Origin of the sequence: Blautia sp. aa_0143, assembly GCF_004167315.1 — a bacterium.
Taxonomy (GTDB): domain Bacteria; phylum Bacillota; class Clostridia; order Lachnospirales; family Lachnospiraceae; genus Blautia_A; species Blautia_A fusiformis.
In genome coordinates this window covers 19,382-44,235 of record NZ_RCXU01000016.1, presented here as the reverse complement: position 1 = coordinate 44,235, position 24,854 = coordinate 19,382, and the positions used below count along the sequence as shown (strand labels likewise).

General features: G+C 44.6%; 21 protein-coding genes and 1 riboswitch. Of the genes, 2 read left to right on the top strand and 19 right to left on the bottom strand.

From position 1 onward, the window contains the following. Positions 1–6 precede the first annotated feature (6 nt). From EAI83_RS09650 to EAI83_RS09600, 11 genes are all read right to left on the bottom strand, one after another. A complete protein-coding gene (locus EAI83_RS09650; protein WP_129975215.1) occupies positions 7–1,797 on the bottom strand; it encodes a DUF7601 domain-containing protein in 1,791 nt (596 codons plus the stop codon). A 181-nt stretch (positions 1,798–1,978) separates the two neighbouring features. Beyond that, positions 1,979–3,121: a tyrosine-type recombinase/integrase gene (locus EAI83_RS09645; protein WP_022426555.1), complete on the bottom strand. Its 1,143-nt coding sequence runs from the start codon at positions 3,119–3,121 to the stop codon at positions 1,979–1,981. A gap of 359 nt (positions 3,122–3,480) precedes the next feature. After that, entirely contained in the window at positions 3,481–4,449 is a 969-nt protein-coding gene (locus EAI83_RS09640; protein ID WP_129975213.1) for a PD-(D/E)XK nuclease family transposase, read from the bottom strand. A gap of 302 nt (positions 4,450–4,751) precedes the next feature. Further along, complete coding sequence (locus EAI83_RS17255) at positions 4,752–6,752, bottom strand: CHAP domain-containing protein (RefSeq protein ID WP_161206357.1); 2,001 nt, start codon at positions 6,750–6,752, stop codon at positions 4,752–4,754. 31 nt (positions 6,753–6,783) lie between these two features. Beyond that, positions 6,784–7,305: a cysteine hydrolase family protein gene (locus EAI83_RS09630; protein ID WP_129975211.1), complete on the bottom strand. Its 522-nt coding sequence runs from the start codon at positions 7,303–7,305 to the stop codon at positions 6,784–6,786. 101 nt (positions 7,306–7,406) lie between these two features. After that, complete coding sequence (locus EAI83_RS09625) at positions 7,407–7,799, bottom strand: beta-galactosidase trimerization domain-containing protein (RefSeq protein ID WP_044960345.1); 393 nt, start codon at positions 7,797–7,799, stop codon at positions 7,407–7,409. Between the two features lie 75 nt (positions 7,800–7,874). Next, positions 7,875–9,170: an aminotransferase class V-fold PLP-dependent enzyme gene (locus tag EAI83_RS09620; RefSeq protein ID WP_129975209.1), complete on the bottom strand. Its 1,296-nt coding sequence runs from the start codon at positions 9,168–9,170 to the stop codon at positions 7,875–7,877. 540 nt (positions 9,171–9,710) lie between these two features. Continuing rightward, entirely contained in the window at positions 9,711–10,340 is a 630-nt protein-coding gene (locus EAI83_RS09615; RefSeq protein WP_306557266.1) for a YczE/YyaS/YitT family protein, read from the bottom strand. A gap of 353 nt (positions 10,341–10,693) precedes the next feature. Further along, the gene (gene ttdB / locus EAI83_RS09610; protein WP_015526421.1) at positions 10,694–11,326 is read right to left on the bottom strand and encodes a L(+)-tartrate dehydratase subunit beta; all 633 of its coding nucleotides are present in this window, start codon (positions 11,324–11,326) and stop codon (positions 10,694–10,696) included. 20 nt (positions 11,327–11,346) lie between these two features. After that, a complete protein-coding gene (gene ttdA, locus EAI83_RS09605) occupies positions 11,347–12,252 on the bottom strand; it encodes a L(+)-tartrate dehydratase subunit alpha (protein WP_021651209.1) in 906 nt (301 codons plus the stop codon). A 217-nt stretch (positions 12,253–12,469) separates the two neighbouring features. Continuing rightward, positions 12,470–13,735, bottom strand: a complete 1,266-nt coding sequence (locus EAI83_RS09600; protein WP_021977661.1) for an SLC13 family permease — start codon at positions 13,733–13,735, stop codon at positions 12,470–12,472. 331 nt (positions 13,736–14,066) lie between these two features. Between EAI83_RS09600 and EAI83_RS09595 the strand changes: the two genes are divergently transcribed. Then, positions 14,067–14,966, top strand: a complete 900-nt coding sequence (locus EAI83_RS09595; protein WP_022427019.1) for a LysR family transcriptional regulator — start codon at positions 14,067–14,069, stop codon at positions 14,964–14,966. Between the two features lie 170 nt (positions 14,967–15,136). Then, a riboswitch (glycine riboswitch) is annotated at positions 15,137–15,244 on the top strand. Position 15,245: 1 nt separating this feature from the next. Continuing rightward, entirely contained in the window at positions 15,246–16,658 is a 1,413-nt protein-coding gene (locus tag EAI83_RS09590) for an alanine/glycine:cation symporter family protein (protein WP_173733168.1), read from the top strand. A gap of 126 nt (positions 16,659–16,784) precedes the next feature. On the opposite strand, the gene EAI83_RS09585 is transcribed toward EAI83_RS09590, so the two are convergent. From EAI83_RS09585 to EAI83_RS09550, 8 genes are all read right to left on the bottom strand, one after another. After that, on the bottom strand, positions 16,785–19,304 hold the full coding sequence (locus tag EAI83_RS09585) for a beta-mannosidase (RefSeq protein WP_092070965.1): 2,520 nt from the start codon (positions 19,302–19,304) through the stop codon (positions 16,785–16,787). Between the two features lie 80 nt (positions 19,305–19,384). Beyond that, positions 19,385–19,942, bottom strand: coding sequence for a TIGR00730 family Rossman fold protein (locus EAI83_RS09580; RefSeq protein WP_015526428.1), 558 nt, complete (start codon positions 19,940–19,942; stop codon positions 19,385–19,387). Beyond that, entirely contained in the window at positions 19,939–20,145 is a 207-nt protein-coding gene (locus tag EAI83_RS17395) for a hypothetical protein (RefSeq protein ID WP_199868609.1), read from the bottom strand. The genes EAI83_RS09580 and EAI83_RS17395 overlap by 4 nt, the downstream gene beginning before the upstream one ends. A 214-nt stretch (positions 20,146–20,359) precedes the next feature. Next, positions 20,360–21,829 carry a S1C family serine protease gene (locus EAI83_RS09570; RefSeq protein ID WP_129975207.1) on the bottom strand — a complete coding sequence of 490 codons (1,470 nt, stop codon included), beginning with the start codon at positions 21,827–21,829 and terminating at the stop codon, positions 20,360–20,362. A 96-nt stretch (positions 21,830–21,925) separates the two neighbouring features. Then, the gene (locus EAI83_RS09565) at positions 21,926–22,723 is read right to left on the bottom strand and encodes a metal ABC transporter permease (RefSeq protein ID WP_015526431.1); all 798 of its coding nucleotides are present in this window, start codon (positions 22,721–22,723) and stop codon (positions 21,926–21,928) included. Next, entirely contained in the window at positions 22,720–23,382 is a 663-nt protein-coding gene (locus tag EAI83_RS09560) for a metal ABC transporter ATP-binding protein (RefSeq protein WP_015526432.1), read from the bottom strand. Before EAI83_RS09560 ends, EAI83_RS09565 begins: the two co-directional genes overlap by 4 nt. Positions 23,383–23,420: 38 nt before the next feature. Further along, entirely contained in the window at positions 23,421–24,371 is a 951-nt protein-coding gene (locus EAI83_RS09555; RefSeq protein WP_021651217.1) for a metal ABC transporter substrate-binding protein, read from the bottom strand. Further along, positions 24,368–24,784, bottom strand: coding sequence for a Fur family transcriptional regulator (locus EAI83_RS09550; protein ID WP_015526434.1), 417 nt, complete (start codon positions 24,782–24,784; stop codon positions 24,368–24,370). Before EAI83_RS09550 ends, EAI83_RS09555 begins: the two co-directional genes overlap by 4 nt. Positions 24,785–24,854 lie beyond the last annotated feature (70 nt).

Here is a 24,854-nt window from a genome sequence, read left to right as displayed (position 1 = left end):
CCGCCTTCAACTCCAACGCTTCCTGCGCCCGAATAACAGCACACCTGCTCCGGCGACTACGATACCTAATACCAGAATGTATGGTGTTGTATTGAAATCCAACCCAGTGTCCGGGATTGCGTCTTTGTTGTTGGTGAAGATAACTTCGTGAGGAACATCATTATCCCTTCTTGAAATAGATGTTATTTTCGCCTTTCTATTATTCGTACCAGAAGAATTACCGTCTATTGTATAGGAAGGCGTATATCTATCGCTGTTATAATAATCCTTTTCTTCGATTGTTACGGTTGCTCCAACTGGAACCTGTGTCAGTCTTGTTGTCTGCTTATCTGACAGTGTAATTGTCGTTGAACCTGTATACTGTGTCTCACCGATGTTGAATGGAAGCTTAATACTTCCATTTACTACAGAAACTGTAAAGTTAAACTGTTTACTTTTATCTCCCATACTTCCGGTTACAAGTTTTTTGATGTTTACTGATGTATAAAGCGGTGTGTAGTGGGCATAGAAGTTTACGGTACCATTTGCCAACTCTGTATTTTTTGGAGGATATGGCCAAGTTGTAATTTTCTGATCTCCACATGCTCCTCCATCAACATTTTCCGGATACCAGCCATCCAGAACATATGTTATTCCATCGATAACTTTCTCATTCTCACCTTGCTCTGTTTTAATAACAGAATCTCCAGTTTTATAGTTTTTCGCATCAACTTGTGTATACTCTGTATCATTGGGATTTTTCACCCAGAATTTAGCAGTAAATGCTCTTCTACTTTTAATATTCAATGCACAGTCTATATGATATGGATATTTTCCTCCGTTTCCCCGTGAAATTTTACGGGGAGTTAATGTAATTTCAAGAATATCTGATTTGTCAAGACTATTAATATTAATTCCCGTATCTTTACTGATTGCTTTTTTGTAATTCTCCCAGATTGAATCCAATATAAATGTAAAATATGAACCAGTAGTCGTATCTCCATTCTTTACTGTCCAGGTTGTGCCTGTCCTTCCATCCGGCCATGAGAGAATATAATTCGACACATTTTTTCTAATATTTTTATCTTTGTAAACTGTATCTCCTACATAACCATTTTCCCATTCTGCATCAGCTATATTAATTTTTCCTAACATATTACTGGTTTCCCCTGCCGGTGCCCATGCTCCCGTATCATTTGTCCATGGATCTCCTGCAGGATTGGCAAGATAATAAATTGCTGCACTTTTCTCGTAAATGGACCATCGTTCCTGCACCGCTACCAGATCTTGCTCCTGCTCTATATCCTGTACTGTCTGTGCATCCGCCTGCGCTTCCAGCTCCACATCCTGCACCTCATCTACCGATGCATCTGTATCTTCCGCCGGTGTCGCAGTTGGTCCTTCCGGTTTTTCCGTAACTGTTGGCTCTTCCGGCTGTTCGGTCACGGTCGGATCTGCTGGCTGGATTGGCTCTTCGCCAGGCTCTACGGATGGCTCTTCCGGCTGCTCCGGATCCTCAGATGGAGTTTCGATAACATCTGTCGGTTCCTCTGTATTTTCATCTCCGGTTGTCACCGCAGGTTCTTCTGGTTGTGCTTCATCCACCGACTGATCATTTTCCGCTTCTGTGGCTGTCAGCTCTTCTGCATCCTCTGCGGATCCGGACTGTACTGTTTCAATATTTTCATTGGCTGTTTCACTGCTGGCCTCTACCGCAAACGCTGAGATGGAAACACTGCAGATCATTGCGAACGCAATACAGACTGAGAGGACCTTCCTCCACAGACGGTGTTTTCCAGATGAATGATTATGTATCATACTTCAAACCTCCTTCTTGTATGCTATGGCAGTCAAAAACAGGCACTGCTCATTACATGTCCATGCCGGTATTTCTGCTCTTTCGCAGAGCACAATACTCTGTGAAAGATTCCCTGCGATCCGTGTAAATTTAACGGTTCTTTCTTCTCTGACGGCGGTTTTTGACGGTTTATAAAAAAACTCAGGCTCCCGGAAATTCTTTTTCCACGGTATCTGCGATCTTCAGTTTTTCCATATTTTTACGTTTCAGGTTCATGGATGAATGTACATAACATTCCAGTGTGATCCGTGTGCTGGAGTGCCCCAGGATCTCCGAAAGACTGCGGATCTCAAATCCGGCCTCCACACATCGTGTCGCAAAACTATGCCGCAAAGTATGGAAATGAACATTTTTCAGATCACAATCTTTCGTATATTGCCTCATGCGATACTGCAGGGTTCTGGGCTCCAGGAAATACCCTGCTTTTCCGGTCAGAACATATGCTTCCAGATCATCTGCTCTCCATTTGTTACAGAGCTTTTCAATATCCTGGTTCATGGGGATCATCCTTACCGACCTTCCACTTTTAGGAACCCCGGTTATGATCCGGGTCCTTTCTTCACTTGCAGGATTGAGATTTTTCAGGCGCTGCATGGTATGACGTACAAAGATGACTTTATTTTCCAGAGAAATATCTTCCCATTTCAGAGCACATACTTCTCCGATCCGCAATCCTGTCAGCAATGCCAGCAAAACCCCAAATTTACACGGATCCATGTCCCGTAAAAGATATTCCGTAAACCTTTTCTGTTCTTCACAGGTCAGCACACGCATTTCTTTTCGATCCTGCCTGGGGTATACGATATCCACCGGTTTTGCCAGTGGATTCTGCTTTGCTGTATAATTCAGAATGGAATGCAGCACGGAAAGGATATCCCGCACTGTTTTTGGTGACAATCCTCTTTCATGGACAAGCCTGTAGCTGAATTGTTCTACAAGTATTTCTGAAACAGCCTCGGAAAAATACTGCCCAAGGTCAGGCTTGATATATTTTTCCAGGATCGTTGTATATTTTACAAAAGTAGATGGTTTCACGCTGCTTCGTTTCAGATACAGCCATTCATTACAGTAATCTGCAAAGCGATTCCGTTTTCCTCTCACGGGCAGGAGCTGATCATTCATCAGCGCATAACGTGCCTGATTGACCTTATCTCTGACTTCATGATATGTTTTTCCGTAACAGTAGCCATAGTGTATCCTTCCGTTTATCCGATGCTCCTTGATATATCTGGCTTCCCATCGTCCGTCTTTTCTTTTGTAAATGTTTTCTCCTTTTCTGCTCATTGATCTTTCCTCCTGTTATGCCGAATCTTATAGTCTGTTCACAAATAAGAGTTTTTATCCGCCGGTCTTTTATCCTCTGACGACGACACTGACGGCGAATAGTGTCCTTTTTCGGACACCACAATATTTGCGCCCTATATTATCCGTAAAATATGGCGAAAAACCACGATAAAAAAGCCGGTTTTCAGGAACTTGCACCTTGAATTTCCGAAAAATTTATGGTATTTTTATAGAAACAGAGTATTGTGCTCTGTGAAATTTACCAACTATAATCTAAATAAATAAGCCATTTTTAAGCAAAAAAACTCCCTCACATATCAGTTTTTTCTGATATATGAGGGAGTTTCTGATCTTATATTTTATTTCTGTTCTTCAAGCTTTCTTTTTAACATCTGAATTTCTTTTTCCTGAGCTGCAATTTTCTCCTTTTGATTATCAATCTGCTCCTGCATCTGATCAACCATATACTTCACTGTGTTTCTGTCAAGAATCTTTAATTCCTCTGAATACATTTCCATCATCCCTTCCACATTCCGGCATATATTATATATGTGCTCGTACATGACCGTAAACTCCGGATATTTTTTTATTAATTTCACGATTACTTCCGGAGAATCCATACTCAAAAATGCCAGCCATGCATCCAGTTTATCTGTGATACCTTTATTGTGCATATTCTCACGAAAGATGTCAAGCGGAAGAAATACATATTTCTGAAGCAGATTAAGTTCCAATCCTGTATCTGATCTCTGTTGAAAAATATGGCAGTATCTATCTTTATATTTATGAAAATCTCCTGTACTTTTATCAATCAGTACAATTGTATATACACTTTTTATATCCTTATAGGAAAACTTCTCTTTTCTGGTACTTCTGGCATTTTTATATTGCCTTAATAATAGATCAGAAGAATAACATGCGCATCTTTCCCCAGGAAAAGCGTAACCTATTTTTTGCACTTCCACGTTACAATATGAACCATCATCAAATCGTACCAGAATATCCATGATCAACAGAGACTGCTCATCTGCCAGTCTTGTAGAATCTCCTGGTAAAACTTCGATAATTTTCACCTTTCTCTGAAGCAATACTTCAAGAAAATCCTCTAATCTTTCCGGTACTGTTTCCGGATTCATAATTTCCTTAAAAAATGCATCATACAGCATTTTCACCCCCTTCACTCCCGTACAGAAATCCATAAATTCCTCTCTCTGTTCTTCTTTCCAGCTATAAAATCTCTCTGTCAGATTTATGTTCTGCTGAATGTCCCGCAAAATCTCCTCGCGGGTTCTTATCATTGGAAAATAAGCCTTTAATTTCGTATCCAATTAATCTTCTCCTTGTCTGATAAAAAATGGAAATTCCGTTTCAGATCTGAAACATCTGTGAATGCCATACGGCTAGAATAAGTCTTATAAGATACTTATAGAATATCATATTTTTATCTTTCATCCAAGATTTTTCCTTCCTGTTGTTTCTCTGTATTTCGACACAATATTTTATGGCAATCAACCAGATACGGCGCAGACTACAAATATCCTTCTGCAAAAAAACTCCCTCACATATCAGTTTTTTCTGATACATGAGGGAGTTTCTGATTTATGACTGTGATTTATGACTGATCTATGATCTATTTTGCTTTATAACGGTAAACGGTTTTTACTGCTGTGCTGTCTTTACCGGTTGTCCAATCACTTTCGGAGGTTGTGGTCTGAGTCTGGAGTTTTTTGTTCTGGTACTGGTTCATGCGGTACCAGGCCTGGCCTCTGGCTCCGTGGCTTCCGTAGGCGCCGTTACAGGTAGTTCCGCTGGAGCACCATACCCGGCTGCCGTTTCCATTCCAGTTCAGCAAATAATAGGTAATGCTCGGGTCATCTCCATCTGCGCCGGAAGCAGCTACGGTTACCTGACTGGCTGCTACACTGTCAAAATGTACATAAGGGCCCGTCTGTGCGAAGTTTACATTCTGTCCGGTATTCGGTCCGCAGAAATGATAGTAATAATAGCCCACCAGTTGTCTGGAAGCAGATGTCTCCAGTGGTCTTACAGACTCATAAACACCACCATCGTTGACATAGCTGGAGGTTGTTTTCTGATAGGTGTGTTTATACTGGATCATATATTTATCGGAAGTGATATTCTTTGGAAGCGTATCCACATAAACCCAGTTTTTAGGTTTCGCCTTGATCTTAAAGGTCTTTGTTACGGTTCCGCTGTAATTCCCCTTAAACTTCACCGTTACCTTATAAGTACCAACATTTTTTCTTCCACGGGAATATGTCACCTTGTAATTGCCGGAACTGATGGTTTTTTTATTCGCACCGGTTACTTTTACCTTCGGTGTTTTTACTTTTCCGTCATATGTATAGCTTGTGGCAGAAAGCTTTATTGTCTTCGGATAATAGATGGTTTTCTTTCCGGTCACTGCACCGCAGGAGCAAAGATACTGCACATATCCGTTCCTGGATGTAGTTGCTTTCTTCACCTGTTTTTTGTAGCTGTGTTTATGAGCTTTTCCGGTGATCTTAAAGGTTTTTGTAACGGTTCCCGAGTAATTGCCTTTAAACCGAACTGTTACCCGATAAGTTCCAACATATTTTCTTCCGGCAGAATAGGTAACTGTATAGTTGTCTGCACTGATCACCCTGTTGTTGCTGTCTGTAACCTTTACCGTTGGCTTTTTTACTTTTCCATTATAAGTATAGCTTGTTCTGGAAAGCTGTATTTTTTTCGGATAATAGATGATCTGTTTATTCTGTATACTTCCGCATCTGCACTGCTCCTGTGTATATCCGTTGGCAGTGGTGGTTGCCTTTACTGTTACTCTCTGATAGCTATGTGTATGTGTGACCGGAGCTGCCTGGACAGTGAAATTCACAGAATCCGAAAATGTATATGCATACTGTGCATGATTCACAGATGCCACCGCTACCCTGTAATTCCCCGCCGGCAATGTGCAGGACCAGCTTGTTCCATTCACTCCATACTGAACTCGCATCGGATTGGATTCTCCTGCTTTATACACATATACATCATAATATCTGGCATAGCTTGTTGCATTCCAGGAAAACGTTGTGGTCTGATTCGCTTTTCCCGGATTCACGCTCACATATGGCTTGCCCGGTACACGAACGCCCGGATAGATAAAGCCAAGCAACACCTTGTTGGAATCATAAGGGCGCCTTCCTCCGACTGCATTGGTCAGTGTATATCCATATGCAACTCCATGAGAGGATGTCTGATCTTTGTCCGTTCTTCCTCCCTCATCTACCGTAAATCTGTTGTTTCCAAGATTAGCTGTTACATAAGCAACATGTCCGTAATAATCTCCGCTCCATACAGCAATAGAACCGGGAACAGGCTCATTTCCTACTGCATAGCCCTGATTGATAGCATTTTGCCACCAGCCTACCGCATTTCCCCATGCAGGCAATGCGATTCCCTGTCTGTCATACACGCACTGCCATGCAAAGCGTGTGCAGGGGATCTCGTATAAGCCATCTCGATCCACATCCTGTGTTGTAGGATAAGGATTACCTGCTGCTGTTACCGTTGCCACCGGTACCGCACTGAAAGCAGTTACTGCAGACAGCGCAAGGACCATTAATTTTTTCAGAAGCTTCTTTTTCATAGTGTTCTCCTTTCCTGCGGTTTCATCCTTCTTACCGGATGATCCTGATCTGGCACGCCTCCATGGCTTTCAGTGCATTCTCATGACTCTCCGGTGTTACACCTGCGCAGCATGTGGCATCAACACAGATCGGCACTTCCGGAAGGGATGCCTTGATCAGAAGGGCATTGGAGATCACACAGATATCTGTGCAAAGTCCCACAAGAGTAATGCTTCCGATTTCTTCATCCTCATTGAGTGCAACCAGTTCTCCCGCCAGATCGGTGGAGCCGAAGGTTTCTTTATCAATGGGTTCTGTTTTCCTTAAGGCGTCCAGCTCTTCCCGGATCTGCCATCCATCTGTGCCCCGGATACAGTGAGGAACCGGAAGGTTTTTCCCTTCCTGTGTCTCCAAATAATACGTTTCATGGGTATCCCTTGTGAAAAATACCTTTCCTTCAAAATTCCGGATCTTCTCCTCAACCTTCGGAACAATGGCAGCTGCCTCCTTCGTGCCAAGTGCACCGTCGATGAAATCATTTTGCATGTCTACTACAATGAGAATGTTCTGCATGTTTGTCACCCCTTGTTTCATAATTTATTTCTGTACGACAAGTTTATGATACTCTTATTGTGCATACTCTCACGGAAGATGTCAAGGTAAAGAAAAGTCTCTCAGACTTCAACGATCCATACATCCCACGCAGGAATGATCAGCTGTGACTCCGCTTTGATCGTCTCACCGGTAAGTACGTCTTCTCCATCACTGTATTTATACGCAACAGACTGCTCCTTTGCAGAATAATTCAGAAAATACCAGACAGTTTTTCCAAGATCATTCGTTCCTTCACGAACGATCACCGGATATCCGTAACCGGATAACTTTACCCCTGCATCGCCAAGAGCAGCTTTTATCACATTCTGAAGTGTGGCATTATCTGTCATGCATCCCAGATAGTATGCCATACCTTTTCCATACTGGTTTCTGGTTATTGCAGCATATCCTTTCCAGTTATAATGTTCATATTCTGCAAGCACCTCTGCGCCTTCCGGTTTGAGAAGTTCCATAAAAAACCGCCCTTTTCTTCCATGCCAAAACATGAGAAAAGGGCGGTTCCTGTTTCATTTTTTACAAAAACTGTTTTATTTACCTTCAGCAATGTCCTTAGTGATCTTCAGGAATTTATCGATATCATCTGTTCCATGGCAATGGAGCGGAGAAACACGAAGTGCACCCTCAAGACCAAGAGTCTCAACAATACGTTTGGAATACGGGCTGCTCTTTACACGCTCGAACAGAGTAACTCCATGCTCAAGATATCTTCTTGCACACTCTGCAAATTCAATACCCTCGATACCCATGGCAACGATCAGATCCTTATAAGTAAGATCCTCCATATCCACATAAACCTGAACCCCCGGAATATGACGAAGCCCCGGAACCTTATCGGTACCTTCCAGCATACGGTACAGAAGCGCTCTCTCCTGAAGATGAATGTGATTCATACCCTCAACAAAAAGCTCACGCTTATTATATTTCTGTGCGGAATCACCCAGGAAATGCTTACCGATACTGCAAACATAATCAATAACCGCCATCATAGCCGCAAAGTTAGCCGGAGCTGGAGTACCAAGAGCCCATACATTATCATCCTTGCAGGTCAGCTTGATATGCGGCATCACAGCAACACGGTCAGAAACATAAGCATAACCGCAGCCACGTACACCAAAGAACTTATACGGTGCAAGGTTGCAGACATCCACATCCCAGTCCTCAACATCGATCACTGCATGAGGAGCATGCTGAACTGCATCACTTACAATGTAGATATCCGGATTGATCTCTTTTGCACGACGTGCGATCTCCTTGATATCCATGATATTACCGGAAATATTGGAAGCAGCCATAATACTGAGAAGAACCGTATCCTTATCTACATACTTCATGATCTCATCCGGATCAAGGCCACCAGTCACCTTATTAGCCGGAACCTCACGAAACTCTCTGCCGGTCTTTTTACAGTAATACTCAACCGCATCATGAGCAGACGGATGCTCCAGAGCAGAAGTAACTGCGTTCTTACCCCAGTCAACACCTTCCATGATCGTACCAACCGCATGGAACATGGTCTGAGAAGCAGTCAGCTCAGTGATAAGTGCACCACTCTTTGCACCAAAAATAACCTCAAGGATCTCCTGCGTACCATTCTTCACATAATCCGCCAGATCAAAGCCCCTGCCGCGGGCACGCTCCGGACAATCCGGAAATTCCTCAATCGCAGCCTTAGCCTCAACAGCCTTCTTAAGTCTCAGAGAACCACCGGAGTTCTCAAAGAAAAGTCTCGCGCCATACTGTGGATCCTTATCTGCATAATAAAACTGAGACTTCAGCTTCTTCTGATATGTATCTGAAAACAAAACGCCATGATTAAATTCCATAATAATATCCTCTCCTTCATCACATAAGCCCCGGCAACCCGGACAGCCAGCTATTCATGAACACTCTTATTTCATACGACTGTGTTCAGTATATATCTCTCATCAGAAGATAGCATAACACATTTACAAATAGTTATAAAATGAATAATGTAACTGTATTATATTAACATTGTTTATATTTTAACACAGCGTAGCACTGATAGCTCATCCAACTCCCGAGCAGCCACACTACCCTACCGCCCTGAAAAGCCAGCCCGTGAGGCGTGTGCTGCCTGTCGCCGGACTCTGCAGGAGGGGAGCTGATTCTTGGCTGGCGGAAATCTGCGTTGTTTTACAAAAGTCCGCTGTCTGAGCGGCTGCAAGACGCGAGTTCGGACTTTTGTAAAACGCTTTTAGCAGATTCCCGGCAGCCTAGAAGCCAGCCCACGACGAAGCCCCGGCGGCAGGCAGCACACGCCTCACGGGCGTCCCTTTTCACCAAAAAAAGCCGAACCAGCCACATCCCGCAGCCAGTTCAGCTCACCCCATACAACTACAAACTCACTCACCATCAACCCAGGCAAGCAGCTTCCCGGTAAAAACCCTATTAAAGAAATGGATCACCGGTCCCAGCCCAAAAGCCGTCACCAGTGTACCAATACCCACAACACCACCAGTCAGATAACAGATCAGCGCACAAAGCACATCATTAGACATCCTGTGCCAGAAATAAGGAATCTTCGGCCATCTCTCTGTCATGATCAGCGAAAGACTATCATAAGGCGCAACCCCCTCATCCGGCATCTGATACATCGACAGTCCCAGACAGCAGATCACAACACCCACACACAGTGCCACCAAACGTACCGGCAGCGCCACAAGCTCCAATCCAAAAACACCAGTATAAATATTATAAAAGAAAGTAGTAATATAAGCCAGACAAACCGCATTCACAACCGTACCGATCCCAAGGAACCTTCTGCCAAAAGCAATCTCAATGATCAGCAGCACAATATTTACAATCAGCTGGAAATTACCATACGCCATACCAATCATATCCGCAACCGCCATATTCATTCCACTGAACGGATCCGTTCCAAGCCCGGCAAGCTTGAAAATTCCAATCCCCATACCTGCAAAAACATTTCCGATACACATGATCAGAACATGCTTCCAGTTAATATTCTTCAAAAAATCCCCCATAAACCTCATACCTCATCCTCTCTGAAAATATTGTCAGGCAGATATCCACGATCCACCTTCACTGCGCAAGATCCATACCAGATAATACCTTAATAACCAGCCTGCTGCAACGCTTATATTCTATCACACCCCCTCACCCCTGTAAAACACAAAAACCCCAAGAAACAACAAAAAGCAACAAAAAAAGACATCCTGCAGACCACATTATATGATCTGCAGGACATCTCTCTTTTTCATATCACGCTGTTAATTCAATTTCACAATCACCAGTCAATCCCGAAGCTCTCATGGCAGAGCCTCGTTATTTCAGATATCCCGAAAAATTTTTTCAATATCCAATATTATTTAATGAACTTAACCTCAGGATAAATTGCCTGCTTGGCAGCCTCTTTACGCTCATTAAATACAACCTTGTTCTCCTCAAACAGGTTACGTCCCTGTGCATCGATAGATACGATCAGCGGCCCAAATTCTTTAACCTTGTTGCACCATAAAGTCTCAGGCATTCCAAGCTCATCCCAGTGATGCTCAGCAATCTTCTCAACCTCTGTAGCAGCTACAACTGCACAGCCGGCCGGGAAAACACAGTGGATCGCACCGAACTCTTTGCAGGCACGCTCAGTGTTCGGACCCATACCACCCTTACCAACGATCACTCTGACACCAGTAAGCTTGGTAAACTCATACTCGAATTTCTCCATACGCATAGAGGTTGTCGGTCCTACAGAAACCATTTCATAATCATCCTCTGTACCCTCGATCTTGCGAACGATCGGGCCGGCATGGAAAATAGCTTTGTTGCGGATATCATACGGAAGCTCTCTTCCATACTCAACCAGACGACGGTGAGCAACGTCACGACAGGTCATCAGATCTCCGTCCAGCCATACAATATCACCGATTTTGATATCAGCCAGGTCTTCTGCGCTTACAGGTGTAATAAGAACTTTTTTATCTCCTCTGATTTCGATCATGATTTTTCCCTCCGTTTATATTATGCATTAAATTTCCATGTGGAATGAGTATCACAGGTTACTGTAAGATCCGGATTTACAACCAGATGTCCACGACGGTGGGACCAGCATCCAACATTTACTGCAACACCGATGGTAGATGGATGTCGTGCAGTATTCTCAATGTTAACACCCATTACAGAATACTTTCCGCCCATACCCTGCGGTCCAAGGCCGATGGCATTGATACCATCCTCGAGAAGCTTCTCCATTTTTGCTGCGTTTGCGTTATCGTTGTGAGAACCGATCGGACGCATCAGCGCTTTCTTGGAGTTCAGAGCAGCTGTCTCTACAGATGTTCCTACACCAACACCAACAAGAAGTGGAGGACACGCATTCAGTCCGTAGGTTGTCATCTGATCAAGAACGAAATCTGTAATACCTTCATATCCTGCCCCCGGCATCAGAACCATTGCTTTTCCCGGAAGGGTACATCCGCCGCCTGCCATATATGCGTAGATCTCACATTTATCGCTGTTAGGAACAATATCCCACCATACAGTCGGGGTTCCTTTACCAACGTTTTTCTTTGTGTTGTACTCATCAAAAGTCTCAACGGAATTATGTCTTAACGGTGCTGCAAAAGTAGCCTGAACAACAGCATCTTTCAGAAGTGCTTCCAGCTCATTGATATACGGGAAATTTGTTCCGCATTTCAGCCAGAACTGAAGAACACCTGTATCCTGACAGCTTGGACGGTTCAGCTCTACAGCAAGACCCTGGTTCTTTGTCATTGTCTCATAAAGAACCTTTGGAAGTGCAGCTGTTTCCTGTGAACCAAGCTCTTCAAGTTTATTAACTACGTCATCCGGTAATTTTTTTCCAATATGGGCAACAAAATCTGCTACCATGTCTGTTAATACTTTAACTCCATTTTCCTTAGTCATGATTTACCTCCTGATATGGTTCGATGGTTTAATGTTTTTTAGTTACATAGGTTTTTGTTGGTTGTTTCATCATTAATTTTGGCTGATTAATGGTTAAGATGGCTTTTTTGGCTTATTTATCATTTCTCCTTCACTGTATGGTCAGTGCAGAAGGGAATGAACTTAATCAAAAGTGTTGCTGGTCACAAAGTGAACAGTAACTCAAAAGTTTCTCTCCTTACGGATAGAACGGAAACAGGATCGGCAACAGGATCATACAGATCACAAAGGATACCAGGATCAGCGGCAGACCGGATTTCACATAGTCCTTGAATTTGTATCCTCCAAGACCGACTACCATGGTGTTTGCTGGCATACCGATCGGTGTTGCATATGCACAGGAACCTGCGATAACAGTTGCGATAACAACGGCTCTCGGATCTGCTCCGAGGTTGTTTGCAAGAGATACCGCAATTGGAATCATCAGTGCTGTGGTTGCTGTATTTGACATGAAATTTGTCAGCACACAGGTTACAATAAAGATCACCAGAAGAAGAAGGATCGGACTCGGATCTGCTCCAAGAAGTCCTACGATCTTATCTGCGATCAGTTCTCCGGCTCCGGTTGTATCCAATGCTTTTGCAAGTGTCAGAGAACCGCCGAAAAGGAATACAACTTTCAGGTCAATAGATTTCAGTGCTTCTTTTTCGGAAATAACTCCTGTCAAAACCAGGACGATGGCTCCGATACATGCAGAAACCTCAATGCTGATACCGATCTCTTTTTCAAAGATCATTGCAAGGATCACAAGGATCAGAACTACCAGAGAAACCGTCTGTTTCCACTTCGGTACATGGCTGAAATCCTGCTGATCTTCAAGCGCTTCCCCGGCCGCATGGTTTCCATTGGGAAGGAAACGATATCCGATAAAAACAAAATAGAGGATTCCAAGAACAAGCATCGGAACTCCAACCGGCGCATACATAAAGAAGCTTGTGGAAAGCCCCATCTCCTGAAGTGCATTCACACCCATCAGGTTTCCGGGTGCACCGATAATAGAAAGGTTTCCGCCAAGTGCTGCGGCAAATACCAGCGGCATCAGAAGACGGCTTCTGGAATAACCGGACTCATCGGCGATTCCACAGACTACCGGGATCAGCACTGCTGCAGTACCTGTATTGGATAAGAATCCGGACATTACACCTACGATCACCATGATCGCAATGATCAGTGTTTTTTCTGTTCTGGCAAATTTCGTGACCAGTCCTCCGATCTTATTTGCCATTCCTGTTTCGAACAATGCCTGGCCTACTACAAACATGCCAACGCAAAGGATTACGTTACTGTTTACATACTGTGAAAATGTTGTTGTTGCATCCACAACTCCTGTAAGGGTCAGACCGATCGCACAGATCGAAGCCGTCAGACCAAGAGGAATTTTTTCAAGGATGAAACTGATAATGGTGAACACAAGAAACAGCAATGTGATAGTTGTCTGAGACATTTCTGTACTCTCCTTCCATTTGGTTTTTTCCTGAAAAGTATAGGCCGTACACGTTTCTTTTGATGGTTCCATTATAACCGGTGTACATATAAAAAAACAAATTAATGAAACATATATCCGCATAAAAAATATTTATAGTATCAGTTTTTAATGATATTTTTTGTACATTACTAACATAAAATCAGCGTATCAGCAAATGAATCTGGCAAAAATTATATTTCTATGCTATTTTTATGTAGACACCAAAATACTCTGTCACATCTTTTCCGGACAGAAATGAAAAACTTTACTAAAAAATTTAATCTGACAATTCATCGAGAGAAGGTTTATCATGACACTGAATCAACTACGCTATTTCTGCACAGCCAGCCGCTGCCACAGCATCACAAAGGCAGCCGAAGAATTATATGTGACCCAGCCCACCATTTCCATGGCTATCCGCGATCTGGAGATTGAATTCGGGATCAGCCTTTTTTCCAGAAAAGGAAATCAGCTGAGTCTGACCCAGGAGGGAGAGTCCTTCTACAAAAAAGCTACCTATATCCTTCAATATTGTAATGAGCTTCAGGCCGATTACTCCAGCATGTCCAGGATAAAACCGCCTCTTCGCATCGGGATCCCTCCCATGCTGAGTACCGTATTTTTTCCGGAGCTGCTTACGGCGTTTCACGAAAAGCACCCGGAAATTGCCGTAGTACTGGAAGAATACGGATCTGTCCGTGCCTGCAATCTGGTACAGGATGACACCCTGGATGTAGCTTTGGTCAATATGGAACAGTATAATATAGATAAATTTCACAACACCGTCCTGGCCAACGACCAGGTGGTTTTCTGTGTGAGCAACGACCACAGGCTGGCAGAAAAAAAATCAGTCACAACAAAAGATATGGCGAAAGAGCAGCTGATCTTTTTCAATGCTGACTCCGTCCAGAATCAGATCCTGAAAATGCGTTTTGAGATGGATGGCCACACACCCAATATCGTTATGCGGAGCAGCCAGATCTACACCACCCTGCAATTTGTAAAAACCGGAAAATATGGCTGCTTTCTCTACTCCAGCATGACCGATAACTTTTCCACTTCCAATGTTACCGGTATCCCGCTCAATCCACCTGTCCGCATAAAAATCGGCATGGTATGGAAAAAAAGCAAATATATCAGCGGCGATATGCTGACATTTCTGCATTTCACCCGCATGTATTACAAAGAACATCCGCTGATAGAAAAGTAAATCCCAAAACTTCCAATTATATGTCGATTAATTTTTCTAATAAATGCAATTTTTTTTAAAAAACCATTGAAATCCATCAATTCATGTGATACTCTGTGTTACAGTGTTTTTCTACACGAAACGAATGACCGCCACCACCGCACACAAAAGATCCTGGCATCATTCAAAAATAAAAAAACTCAGGAGAGTCTCTTCAAATCAAAAGGGAAGAGCGCCGAAGGTGTACGCAGCACACAAAATGCTGTAAATCTCTCAGGCAAAAGGATGGAGGAAAGAGTAATGTTTACACAAATCAACAACTTTATCACATGGTTTGACGGAGTCGTTTGGGGACTTCCGCTGATCATTCTGATCCTGTTCACAGGAATTCTGTTAACCACTCGGTTAGGTCTTTTACAGGTAAGGCACCTCGGAAAGGCACTGAAATTCATGGTAAAAAATGAAGAAGGCGGCGATGGTGAGGTCACAAGCTTCGGAGCTCTGTGTACTGCGCTTTCAGCAACCATCGGAACCGGAAATATCGTAGGTGTCGCAACTGCTATCGCAGCCGGCGGACCAGGAGCACTTTTCTGGATGATCGTAGCCGCATTCTTCGGAATGGCAACCAAATACGCAGAAGGACTTCTGGCGATCAAGTACCGTACCATTGACAAAGAAGGCCACGTTCTCGGCGGACCTTTCTACTACATCGAAAACGGTATGGGAAAACAGTGGAGATGGCTTGCCAAGATCTTCGCATTTTTCGGAGCAGGTGTGGGACTTTTCGGTATCGGAACCTTTACACAGGTAAACGGTATCTCATCTGCAGTTACCAATTTCTTTGACCCGGATAAAGCACACACAGTAGCACTTTTCGGAAATACATATTCCTGGGCAACTGTAGTTGCATGTCTGATACTTACCGTATGTGTAGGACTTGTCGTTCTCGGCGGAATCCAGAGAATCGCAAAGGTATCCCAGGTCGTTGTACCGTTTATGGCAGTTCTCTATGTTGCACTGGCACTGATCATCGTGATCACAAACATCACTGCAGTACCTACAGCGATCGTAACTATCGTAAAATCTGCTTTCACAGGAAGTGCACTTGCAGGTGGCGCAATGGGAACCATGGTCGTAGCTATGCAGAAGGGTATCGCCCGCGGTATCTTCTCCAATGAGTCCGGTCTTGGTAGTGCCCCGATCGCAGCCGCTGCAGCTCAGACAAAGGAGCCGGTACGTCAGGGTCTTGTATCCATGACAGGTACATTCATTGATACTATCGTTATCTGTACAATGACAGGTCTTTCCATCGTCATTACAGAAACATGGAACACAGGTCTTGAGGGTGTTGCCATCACAACAGCCGCATTCCAGAAAGGACTTCCTTTCCCGCCGGTTGTAGCATCCTTCTCACTGATGCTGTGCCTGGTATTCTTTGCATTCACAACAATCCTTGGATGGGATTACTACGGTGAAAGATGTCTGGAATACCTGTTCAACAGAAACAAAGCCGCAGTTACAACATACCGCTGGCTGTACATCATCTGCGTATTCATCGGACCATATATGACTGTAGCAGCTGTATGGAACATCGCAGATATCTTCAATGCCCTGATGGCATTCCCGAACCTGATCGCTCTTCTTGCCCTGAGCGGTGTGGTTGTAAAGGAAACTAAGGATTTCTTCAAAAGACATAAAAATTACGAATTCTGATCCCAAATATCGTAATCAAATGTAAACACACGCAAACCCATGATGATCCCCTAATATCATATAAAAAAAGACACGAACCTTTTTATCCTCCGATAAAAGGCCGCGTCTTTTTTATTTAAAAGCTTTCTATGCCAGCGTCAGGATCTCCATCTGCTGTGTCAGATCCGCTGCATCCAGAATCTCTCCATTTCGGATATCTTTCTTATCAAGCCGGACACACATTTCCTCTCCATCTGTCATATGGAAAAAATTATCCTCCAGAGTAACATCCGCATCAGTAAATCCAATAGCTGTAAACGGACTGAAGCAGCTGCTTTTTAAATGGATCACAAATGCATCACCTTGCTCCTCCACCTCGGCAGTGATCTCCGGTTTATCCAGCTCCAGATATTTATACGGAACAAGGGTCTCCACATCACAGAGCACATCTCCGTCAGCAAGTGTCACTTCCGCCTCAAGAAAGATCTCATACTTCTTGTCTTCCCATCCGGAAACATCCACCGCCAGGATCGGAGCGGACTCCTGCACACCCACAGTGCCCGTTCCGGTAAGCTTCTCAAGAATCTCACATTCCATATTTTTCACATAAAAGGCAACCTGATATGACTGTGCGTCCATACTTTCATTTGCCAGATACACCTGCATGATATCCCCATCCATGCACATACTCACCGCCTGTGGCCCATAGAATTTTTTTGCCATATAATGAAGTGCCTTCCAACGGCCAAAGTAGTCGATACTTGCCCAGGATGCCACCGGCCAGTTGTCATTGATCTGCCAGTAAAGGGTACCCATACAGCGGCCTCTGTGACGTCTCCAGTGGTCTACTCCATACTTCATGGCCATTCCCTGAAGGATCTGGCTCACATAGAGAAGCTTGCGGAAATTCTCCGGATAACGGAAATTCTCGGAAAGATAATACAGGATCTTTCCGTTAGCTGCAGGATTTTTCTGGTGGTTCTCCATCACCCTGGAAAAAATATTCCTATCTTTCTCTTCCGTAAAGCTCTCCACAGTTTTCAGGCACGGAAAAGACTGGAAGCCAAACTCCGAGCAAAAACGAAAATAATGCTTCTGATAATCTGTAAAAGGCTTCTGACCATGCCATACATCCCAGTAGTGACAGTCTCCTCTGTTCTCATCGTCCGGATCATCAAAGCAGCCTCCGGAGCTTGGGGAAGACTGCCAGAAAAAGGTCTCGCTGTCTGCCGCCCTCACTGCTTTCGGAATCACATACTCAAACATTTTTATGTAGTCCGCACGGAGATATTTCGACTCACTCTGTACCTCCGGCCAGTGATCCCAGGCAGACTCCATCTCATTGTTTCCGCACCACAGGCCAAGGGATGCATGATGACGGAGACGTTTTACATTTTCCGTGATCTCCTTCGTGATATTATCTTCAAATTCTTCTGTAAGATCATAAACATTACATGCGAACATCAGATCCTGCCATACGATCAGTCCCATCTCATCACAAAGATCATAGAAATGATCCGAAGGATAATAACCGCCGCCCCACACACGGACACAGTTAAAATTGGCACGTTTGCAGGATTCCAGAAGATACTTCTGGACCTCCGGTGTGATCCTGGAATAGATGCAGTCCTCCGGAATATAATTTCCCCCCATGGCAAAAATTTTCACGCCATTGACACAGAACGCGAACTCTTTTCCCCAGAGATCTTTTTCCTGGCTGATGGTAAGGGTACGGAGACCGATGCGCTTCGTTATGGTTTCCAGAACTGTGCCATACTCGTCCAGAAGTTCCACCTGAACTTTATATAACGGCTGATCGCCGTAGCCGTTTGGCCACCAGAGCTTCGGGTTGTGGATCGAGGATGTCAGCACTGCTGGATTATTATTCGCTGATACAGTCTCCCCCACTTTGCATACATGGGCTTCCGTTTTTCGGTCGTTAGCACCTGTTCTATGTCCACAGACGCTCTCTGCATCCTCCTGGATCGTCACTCTCACCTGACACTTATCCACAGCATCTCCGCTTACAGCCACAGTTGTACACACATCCACAGCATTATCCCCATGCACCTGTGTGATCTTCACATCCTCAATTCTCGGATGACTGTATGCTTCCAGATAAATATCCCGAAAAATCCCGGCATCAATGGTCTGGGGGCCCCAGTCCCATCCAAACATACAATGAGCCTTCCGGATCAGCTGGTTTCCTTTCATTCCACCGCAGGGAACATAGTGGATCTCTTTATTATCTTCATACTCATAAGCTTCGATATACTTGAATACCGACCGGAATACGATCCGGATCTGATTCTCCCCGGAATGAAGAAATTCTTTCACATCCAGCTTCCAGGTACGATGCATGTTATCTGCAGATCCGGCTTTTTGCCCATTGATATAAATATCTGCAAGAGTATCCAGCCCCTCACAGACCAGAATTATTTTTTCTTCTTTCAGGATATCCTCTGCAGCCACAAATGTTCTGCTGAATTCATAATCCTTCCGGAACAGTTCCCTTGTCACATCCTCATTTGTCCGATAAAAAGGATCTTCGATCTTCCCGGCACCATAGAGCCCGGAAAGCACAGATCCCGGAACCTGTACCTCACATAATCTGTCATTTCCTGCTTCTGCCAGCTCCCACTGGCCATTTAACATTATTTTCCTCATAAAATATATCTTCTCCTGTAAAAATCCCCTTCGCACGATCTTATATACAGGGCTGTTGTATCAGCCGTACTGTATTTTATTTATAGCCTTCCCCCATAATTCCGGTAATTCTCAATATAATCCAGGATCTCCTCCGGGTCTTTCATGAACCGGCACATACCCACAACATCTCTGGACATAAATTTTTCCCCGGCTGTGTATTCCAGGAGTGCCTGCATGCTGTCGTAATATCCCTGAATATTATAAAGAACGATCGGCCTGTCGATCCGTCCCAGACTCTTCAATGTCAGAATCTCAAAAAACTCCTCATAAGTACCAATTCCCCCAGGTACCACGATAGTCGCATCCGAGCGGCTTTCCAGCAGGTGCTTCCTCTCACGCATATTTTCAGTAAAAATAAACTCTGTACAATGCTCATACAACACTCCCGGCTGGTCAAAAAATCTCGGTGCGATACCCAGGATATAGCCTTTTTCTCTGTCAACGCCCCGGGCTGCCGCCCCCATCAGTCCCTCTTTTCCACCTCCGAAAACAAGGCCGTGTCCTCGCTTTCCCATCAGCTGTCCCAGCTCTTCCGTTTTCTCATAATAGATCTTTTTCAGCTCTGCGCTGGACGCTCCATAGATACAAATATTCATAATCCTGTCTCCTTCCCTGCTGCCTCCACAAATGCCCGGAGAAGCTTCAGCTGCTCCAAAGAATCATACATCATCTCCGGATGCCACTGCACAGCTACTGCAAATGGATGATCATTTATCTCTGAATATAACTTTTGCCGGCCTCTGCACATGATACTGGCAAAGACCGGCTTTCCGTCATTTCCGATACATCTGGAGTGCATCCGGAAATGCCTGTTATTTTATTATAATCTGACATACACATGGGGTCAAGCAATTGCCGCTGCCTGAAGCTCCCGTTTTATTATACGAGAACTTTTTCTACTGCGTCTTTCCATCCGCTGTATTTCTGGTTTCTTTCCTGCGGATTCATGGAGGGGATGAACTGATTGCGGTTCTTCACCTCGAAAATGCTCTCCATCTATAATTTAGGACTGATCAGTCATACAAGCCATTCTGCTCAAAATCTCTAAACAGGCTGGCTTCTCCATCATCAGCAAATGCATCTGCATCCCCCTGATCGGAGTCATCCTGTCCTCCCTGGATATCTGGGATATCTGCATCCTGGGAATCCTGGGACATGCTATCCTCAGAGCTGTCCTTGCTATCCTTGCTGGAACTGTCATCTTTACCAAGTTTTACAGTAAGTGTCTTCTCATTATATTCATTACCATCCAGAACTGCAACCGTCACATCGATCTTTTCCTTCGGCTCATAATACTGAAGCAGCTCAACCAGCTGATCGATACTGGTGATCGTTTTACCATCAAACTCTGTAATGACCATATTCTTGGTAATACCTGCATCATCGGCAGGGCCGCCCTCGGTTACCTTCGAAACAAATACACCCTGCGGGATACCATAAATCTGTACTGCCTCCGTACTTACTGTACTGCCTGTGATACCAAGGATACCATGATTATCCACTTTATCTCTTGCCTTGGCATTCATCATGTTCTCAAGAGAATCCGCAACATCAGAAATTGCAATGGCATAACCCATACCTTCAACCTCAGTAGAAGCAAGCTTGGAAGAGTTGATACCAACAACCTCACCATCCATATTCAGAAGCGCACCGCCACTGTTACCGGGATTGATAGCCGCATCTGTCTGGATCAGGTTCACGCCTTTGTTGATACTGCTGCTGTTATCTGTAGAATCACCCTCGATCTGTCCTGATGCATCTGTCTTACGGTTCTTAGCACTGACAATACCAGTAGTAACGGACTGGCCATAGCCAAGTGCATTACCGATGGCAACAACCTGCTCACCGATCTTCAGATCATCAGAGCTTCCGATCTTTGCAACAGAAATTGCATCCATTGTATCATCCGAAACATCCTTCGTTGCAACAGAAACAACTGCAAGATCCTCGCTTTCATCAAAGCCCTTTACCGTAGCCTCATAAGCATTACCATCTGCAAAGGCAACTGACAAGGTATCGGCACCATCCACAACATGATAGTTTGTGGCGATCAGCAGCTCAGAATCTGTTTTTCCGATGATAATACCGGAACCGCTTCCTTCAACTTCCTGCTCCTGGCTCGGCGCATACTGGGAACCAAACATGCTGTAATAATCCTGAACCTCCTGAACAGACTTGGTTGTGATGGCAACTACAGAAGGCATTGCCTTCTCAGCAACATCTGATACATCCAGACTGCCCTTTGTATCGGAGGATTTTGTATCCTCTGTATCTTCGCTGTCTTTATTTGATTTTTTATCAGACTTCATAAGAGTCAGATTCTCGGAGCTGTCGGTTGCCGCCTGTACGGACTGTGCACCGGAGAAATAATTTATACCTTCATATGCACCAACTCCAATGCCGCCGGCAAGTACTGCACACAGGCTGATGGTTGCACCCTTTTTCATCATTTTCTTTATTTTTAATTTTCTGTTATTGTTCATGGTTAAGTCCTCCCTAGGAAAAAATTCTTCTCTGTTTCCTTTTGATGCTTCAAAGTATATGGGTTAATTGTGTTTACTTTGTGGGAAAAATGTGTTTTATTTGTTAAAACTTTTCACTGTCATCACAACTACAAACCACGCAACCTCAAGAAGAACGATCATTCCACCTGGTTTCAGTCCGGCATAATAGGAAAGAAACAGTCCGGCAATGGTGGTACATACCGCCACGATAATGGCACAGATCAGTGTACCCTTATAGCTTTTTGCCATCTGCATCCCACACGCCACCGGAACTACCAGCATGGAGGAAACGATCAGGGTCCCTACTGTACGGGACGCAATGGAAACTGTCAGAGCCGTCAGAATAGTAAAAAGAAAATTAATATTCCGCACGGAAACACCGGAGATCCTTGCCGCATTTTCATCAAATCCGATATAAAACAGTTCCCTGTAAAAAAACAGCACTGCTGCCAGCACCAGCACACTGATCACAACTACCAGCGCCAGCTCTCCTTCACTGATGGACACAATACTTCCGAACAAAAAGCTGTTCAGACTGGCACCGTTTTCCACAAAGCCGGACAGCACACCGGCCAGTCCGATCCCGGCAGACATGACGATGGAGATCGCCACCTCCGAATAACGCGGGATTTTTTTGCGGATAGCCTCAATTCCAAGAGCAGCTACGATGCACATCACTACTGCACCGGCTACCGGATTCACTCCAAGTATCAGTCCCAGCACAACACCGGCCAGTGAAGAATGGGAAAGCGCATCTCCGATCATGGACATCCGTTTCAGAACAATGGTGATTCCGATGCAGGGCGTGATCACAGCCAGAAGGATTCCCACCAGAAAAGCCCTCTGCATAAATCCATACTGTAAAATACTCATACTTCGTCGATCCTCCCCTCTTCCGCTTTAAAGAACCGGTTTGCTCCTTTAAACTCACCGGAATTTCCATGAGTAACCATAAGGATCGTCAGCCCCTGTTCCTCATTCCGCTTCCTCAGAACTTCTGCAAGTGTTTTCACAGAAACCATATCCATTCCTGTGGTAGGCTCATCCAGGATCAGGATCTTCGGTTTTCCTGCCAGTGCACGTGCCAGCATAACCCTCTGCTGCTGTCCTCCGGAAAGATCTCCGATCCTTCTTTTCCAGAACTCTTCCATTTCCATTTCCGCAAGTGCGGCTTTCAAACGCGGGATCTCTTTTTTTGCCCGGAAACGTGCCTTCCAGGAAGAGGAATACACACCTGTCATCATGATCTCTTCCACAGTCGCCGGAAAATTCTGGTTTCTGCTGATACTGTTCTGTGGAACATATCCCAGATCTCCCTTTCCGAATGTGGCAGAAATATCTTTTCCATTTACAGTGATACTTCCCTCCTGCGCCTTCAGTTCGCCCAGAAGAAGCTTCAGAAATGTACTTTTTCCACTTCCGTTTTCACCGGTAAGGATGGCATAATCGCCATCCTTCACCTCCAGGTTCACCTGATCCAGCACAGGTGTCCCTGTATAGTGAAACGAAAGATTTTCTATCAAAATTCCCATAATTTCTCCTTTTTTATTACAGCTGTTGTCCTGCACCTTCAGTTCAATGCCTTCCTGAGTGCCTCCAGATTCTTCCTCATCACAGAAAAATAATCCTCTCCGGCCTCGATATCCTCCTCACTTAATCCCTCGATCGGATTCAACACAGCCGTCACCGCATCCACTTCCTTCGCCACTGTCTTCGCCACCTTGGGACTTGCCAGCTCCTCAAAAAATATGGTATGGATGTCGTATTTTTTCGCATACTCGATCACTTCCTGCATCTTGGCAGGATCAGGCTCTGAATCCGGTGTCAGCCCTTCGATAGCCAGCTGCTTCAGATCATAGGCATTGCACAGATATCCAAAAGCCTCATGCGCCACTATGATATCCCGGCTCTTCGTACCTTTCAGACCATCTCTGAACTCCTGATCCAGCTCATCAAATTCACCGGCATATTTCTCATAATTTGCTTCATAATAATCACCGTTCCCAGGATCAGCCTTTACCAAAGCATCCCTGATATTCTTCATTTCCTGCTTTGCACGCATAGGATCAAGCCAGACATGAGGATCTTTTCCTTCATCACCATGAGCATGATCATGTCCTCCATCCAGAAGCTCCACACCATCCGATGCCACAGACACAACCAGATCCTGATTCTCCAGAGTATCCAGTACATCCTCCGCCCAGTGCTCCAGATCCGCACCATTATAGACAAACACATCTGCATCCTCAAGATTCCGGATATCCGTTGCCGCCGGCTCCCAGTCATGAGGCTCCGTTCCCGCCGGAACCATATCCTTCACCTGAATCCTGTCGCCCCCTACCTTCCGGGCAAAATCATACATGGGATAAAAGCTGGCCATCACCTTCAGTCGGCCATCCTCCACAAATGGCTGTCCCACCGTTCCGGCCCTGTGCAAACCATATCCGGTCACACCGCCCACAACAAGAAGCGTCACCGCCAGAACTGCTGCCGCTATCATCTTCCCTCTGTTAACATTCATTTTTTAAGCCTCCTGCAGCTGTCACAATATCCATAAAAGATCGTCCGGCTCTGATCGATCTCAAATCCGTGTTCATCCAGCACATGTCCCACAAAATGATCGATACATCCACACTGCAGAGGAATCGTATGCCCACATTCCAGACACACAAGCTTACCGTAATTCTTCCGCTCCTCATCACGTATAAAACGATACTGGGCAGGCGCTCCCTCCACAGACGGAACCTTCAGCACCGCTCCCTCCTTCTGCAGCCGCTCCAGTCCTCTGTATACCGTTGTCCTTCCGATCTGGATCTCTTTTCCACGAAGGAGCTCCATAAACTGATCTATGGTATAAAATGTATCTCCATATTCCTGCAGGCATTCCAGAATTATTTTCTGCTGCCTGGTGCTGTATTTCATTTTTTCTTCCATTATATTTCCTACTCTCTTCTATCAACTGCACCTTACATGGCAGATTTGAATTTGAAAACCGTTTTCATAT

Coding starts and splice junctions, on each gene's coding strand:
- EAI83_RS09555 (WP_021651217.1), bottom strand. CDS start 24,371: ATGAATGTTAACAGAGGGAAGATGATAGCGGCAGCAGTTCTGGCGGTG.
- EAI83_RS09560 (WP_015526432.1), bottom strand. CDS start 23,382: ATGGGAATTTTGATAGAAAATCTTTCGTTTCACTATACAGGGACACCT.
- EAI83_RS17255 (WP_161206357.1), bottom strand. CDS start 6,752: ATGAAAAAGAAGCTTCTGAAAAAATTAATGGTCCTTGCGCTGTCTGCA.
- ttdB (WP_015526421.1), bottom strand. CDS start 11,326: ATGATCGAAATCAGAGGAGATAAAAAAGTTCTTATTACACCTGTAAGC.
- EAI83_RS09625 (WP_044960345.1), bottom strand. CDS start 7,799: ATGGAACTTCTCAAACCGGAAGGCGCAGAGGTGCTTGCAGAATATGAA.
- EAI83_RS09630 (WP_129975211.1), bottom strand. CDS start 7,305: ATGCAGAACATTCTCATTGTAGTAGACATGCAAAATGATTTCATCGAC.
- EAI83_RS09600 (WP_021977661.1), bottom strand. CDS start 13,735: ATGTCTCAGACAACTATCACATTGCTGTTTCTTGTGTTCACCATTATC.
- EAI83_RS09590 (WP_173733168.1), top strand. CDS start 15,246: ATGTTTACACAAATCAACAACTTTATCACATGGTTTGACGGAGTCGTT.
- EAI83_RS09585 (WP_092070965.1), bottom strand. CDS start 19,304: ATGAGGAAAATAATGTTAAATGGCCAGTGGGAGCTGGCAGAAGCAGGA.
- EAI83_RS09645 (WP_022426555.1), bottom strand. CDS start 3,121: ATGAGCAGAAAAGGAGAAAACATTTACAAAAGAAAAGACGGACGATGG.
- EAI83_RS09650 (WP_129975215.1), bottom strand. CDS start 1,797: ATGATACATAATCATTCATCTGGAAAACACCGTCTGTGGAGGAAGGTC.
- ttdA (WP_021651209.1), bottom strand. CDS start 12,252: ATGACTAAGGAAAATGGAGTTAAAGTATTAACAGACATGGTAGCAGAT.
- EAI83_RS09565 (WP_015526431.1), bottom strand. CDS start 22,723: ATGAGTATTTTACAGTATGGATTTATGCAGAGGGCTTTTCTGGTGGGA.
- EAI83_RS17395 (WP_199868609.1), bottom strand. CDS start 20,145: ATGCACTCCAGATGTATCGGAAATGACGGAAAGCCGGTCTTTGCCAGT.
- EAI83_RS09570 (WP_129975207.1), bottom strand. CDS start 21,829: ATGAACAATAACAGAAAATTAAAAATAAAGAAAATGATGAAAAAGGGT.
- EAI83_RS09580 (WP_015526428.1), bottom strand. CDS start 19,942: ATGAATATTTGTATCTATGGAGCGTCCAGCGCAGAGCTGAAAAAGATC.
- EAI83_RS09550 (WP_015526434.1), bottom strand. CDS start 24,784: ATGGAAGAAAAAATGAAATACAGCACCAGGCAGCAGAAAATAATTCTG.
- EAI83_RS09595 (WP_022427019.1), top strand. CDS start 14,067: ATGACACTGAATCAACTACGCTATTTCTGCACAGCCAGCCGCTGCCAC.
- EAI83_RS09620 (WP_129975209.1), bottom strand. CDS start 9,170: ATGGAATTTAATCATGGCGTTTTGTTTTCAGATACATATCAGAAGAAG.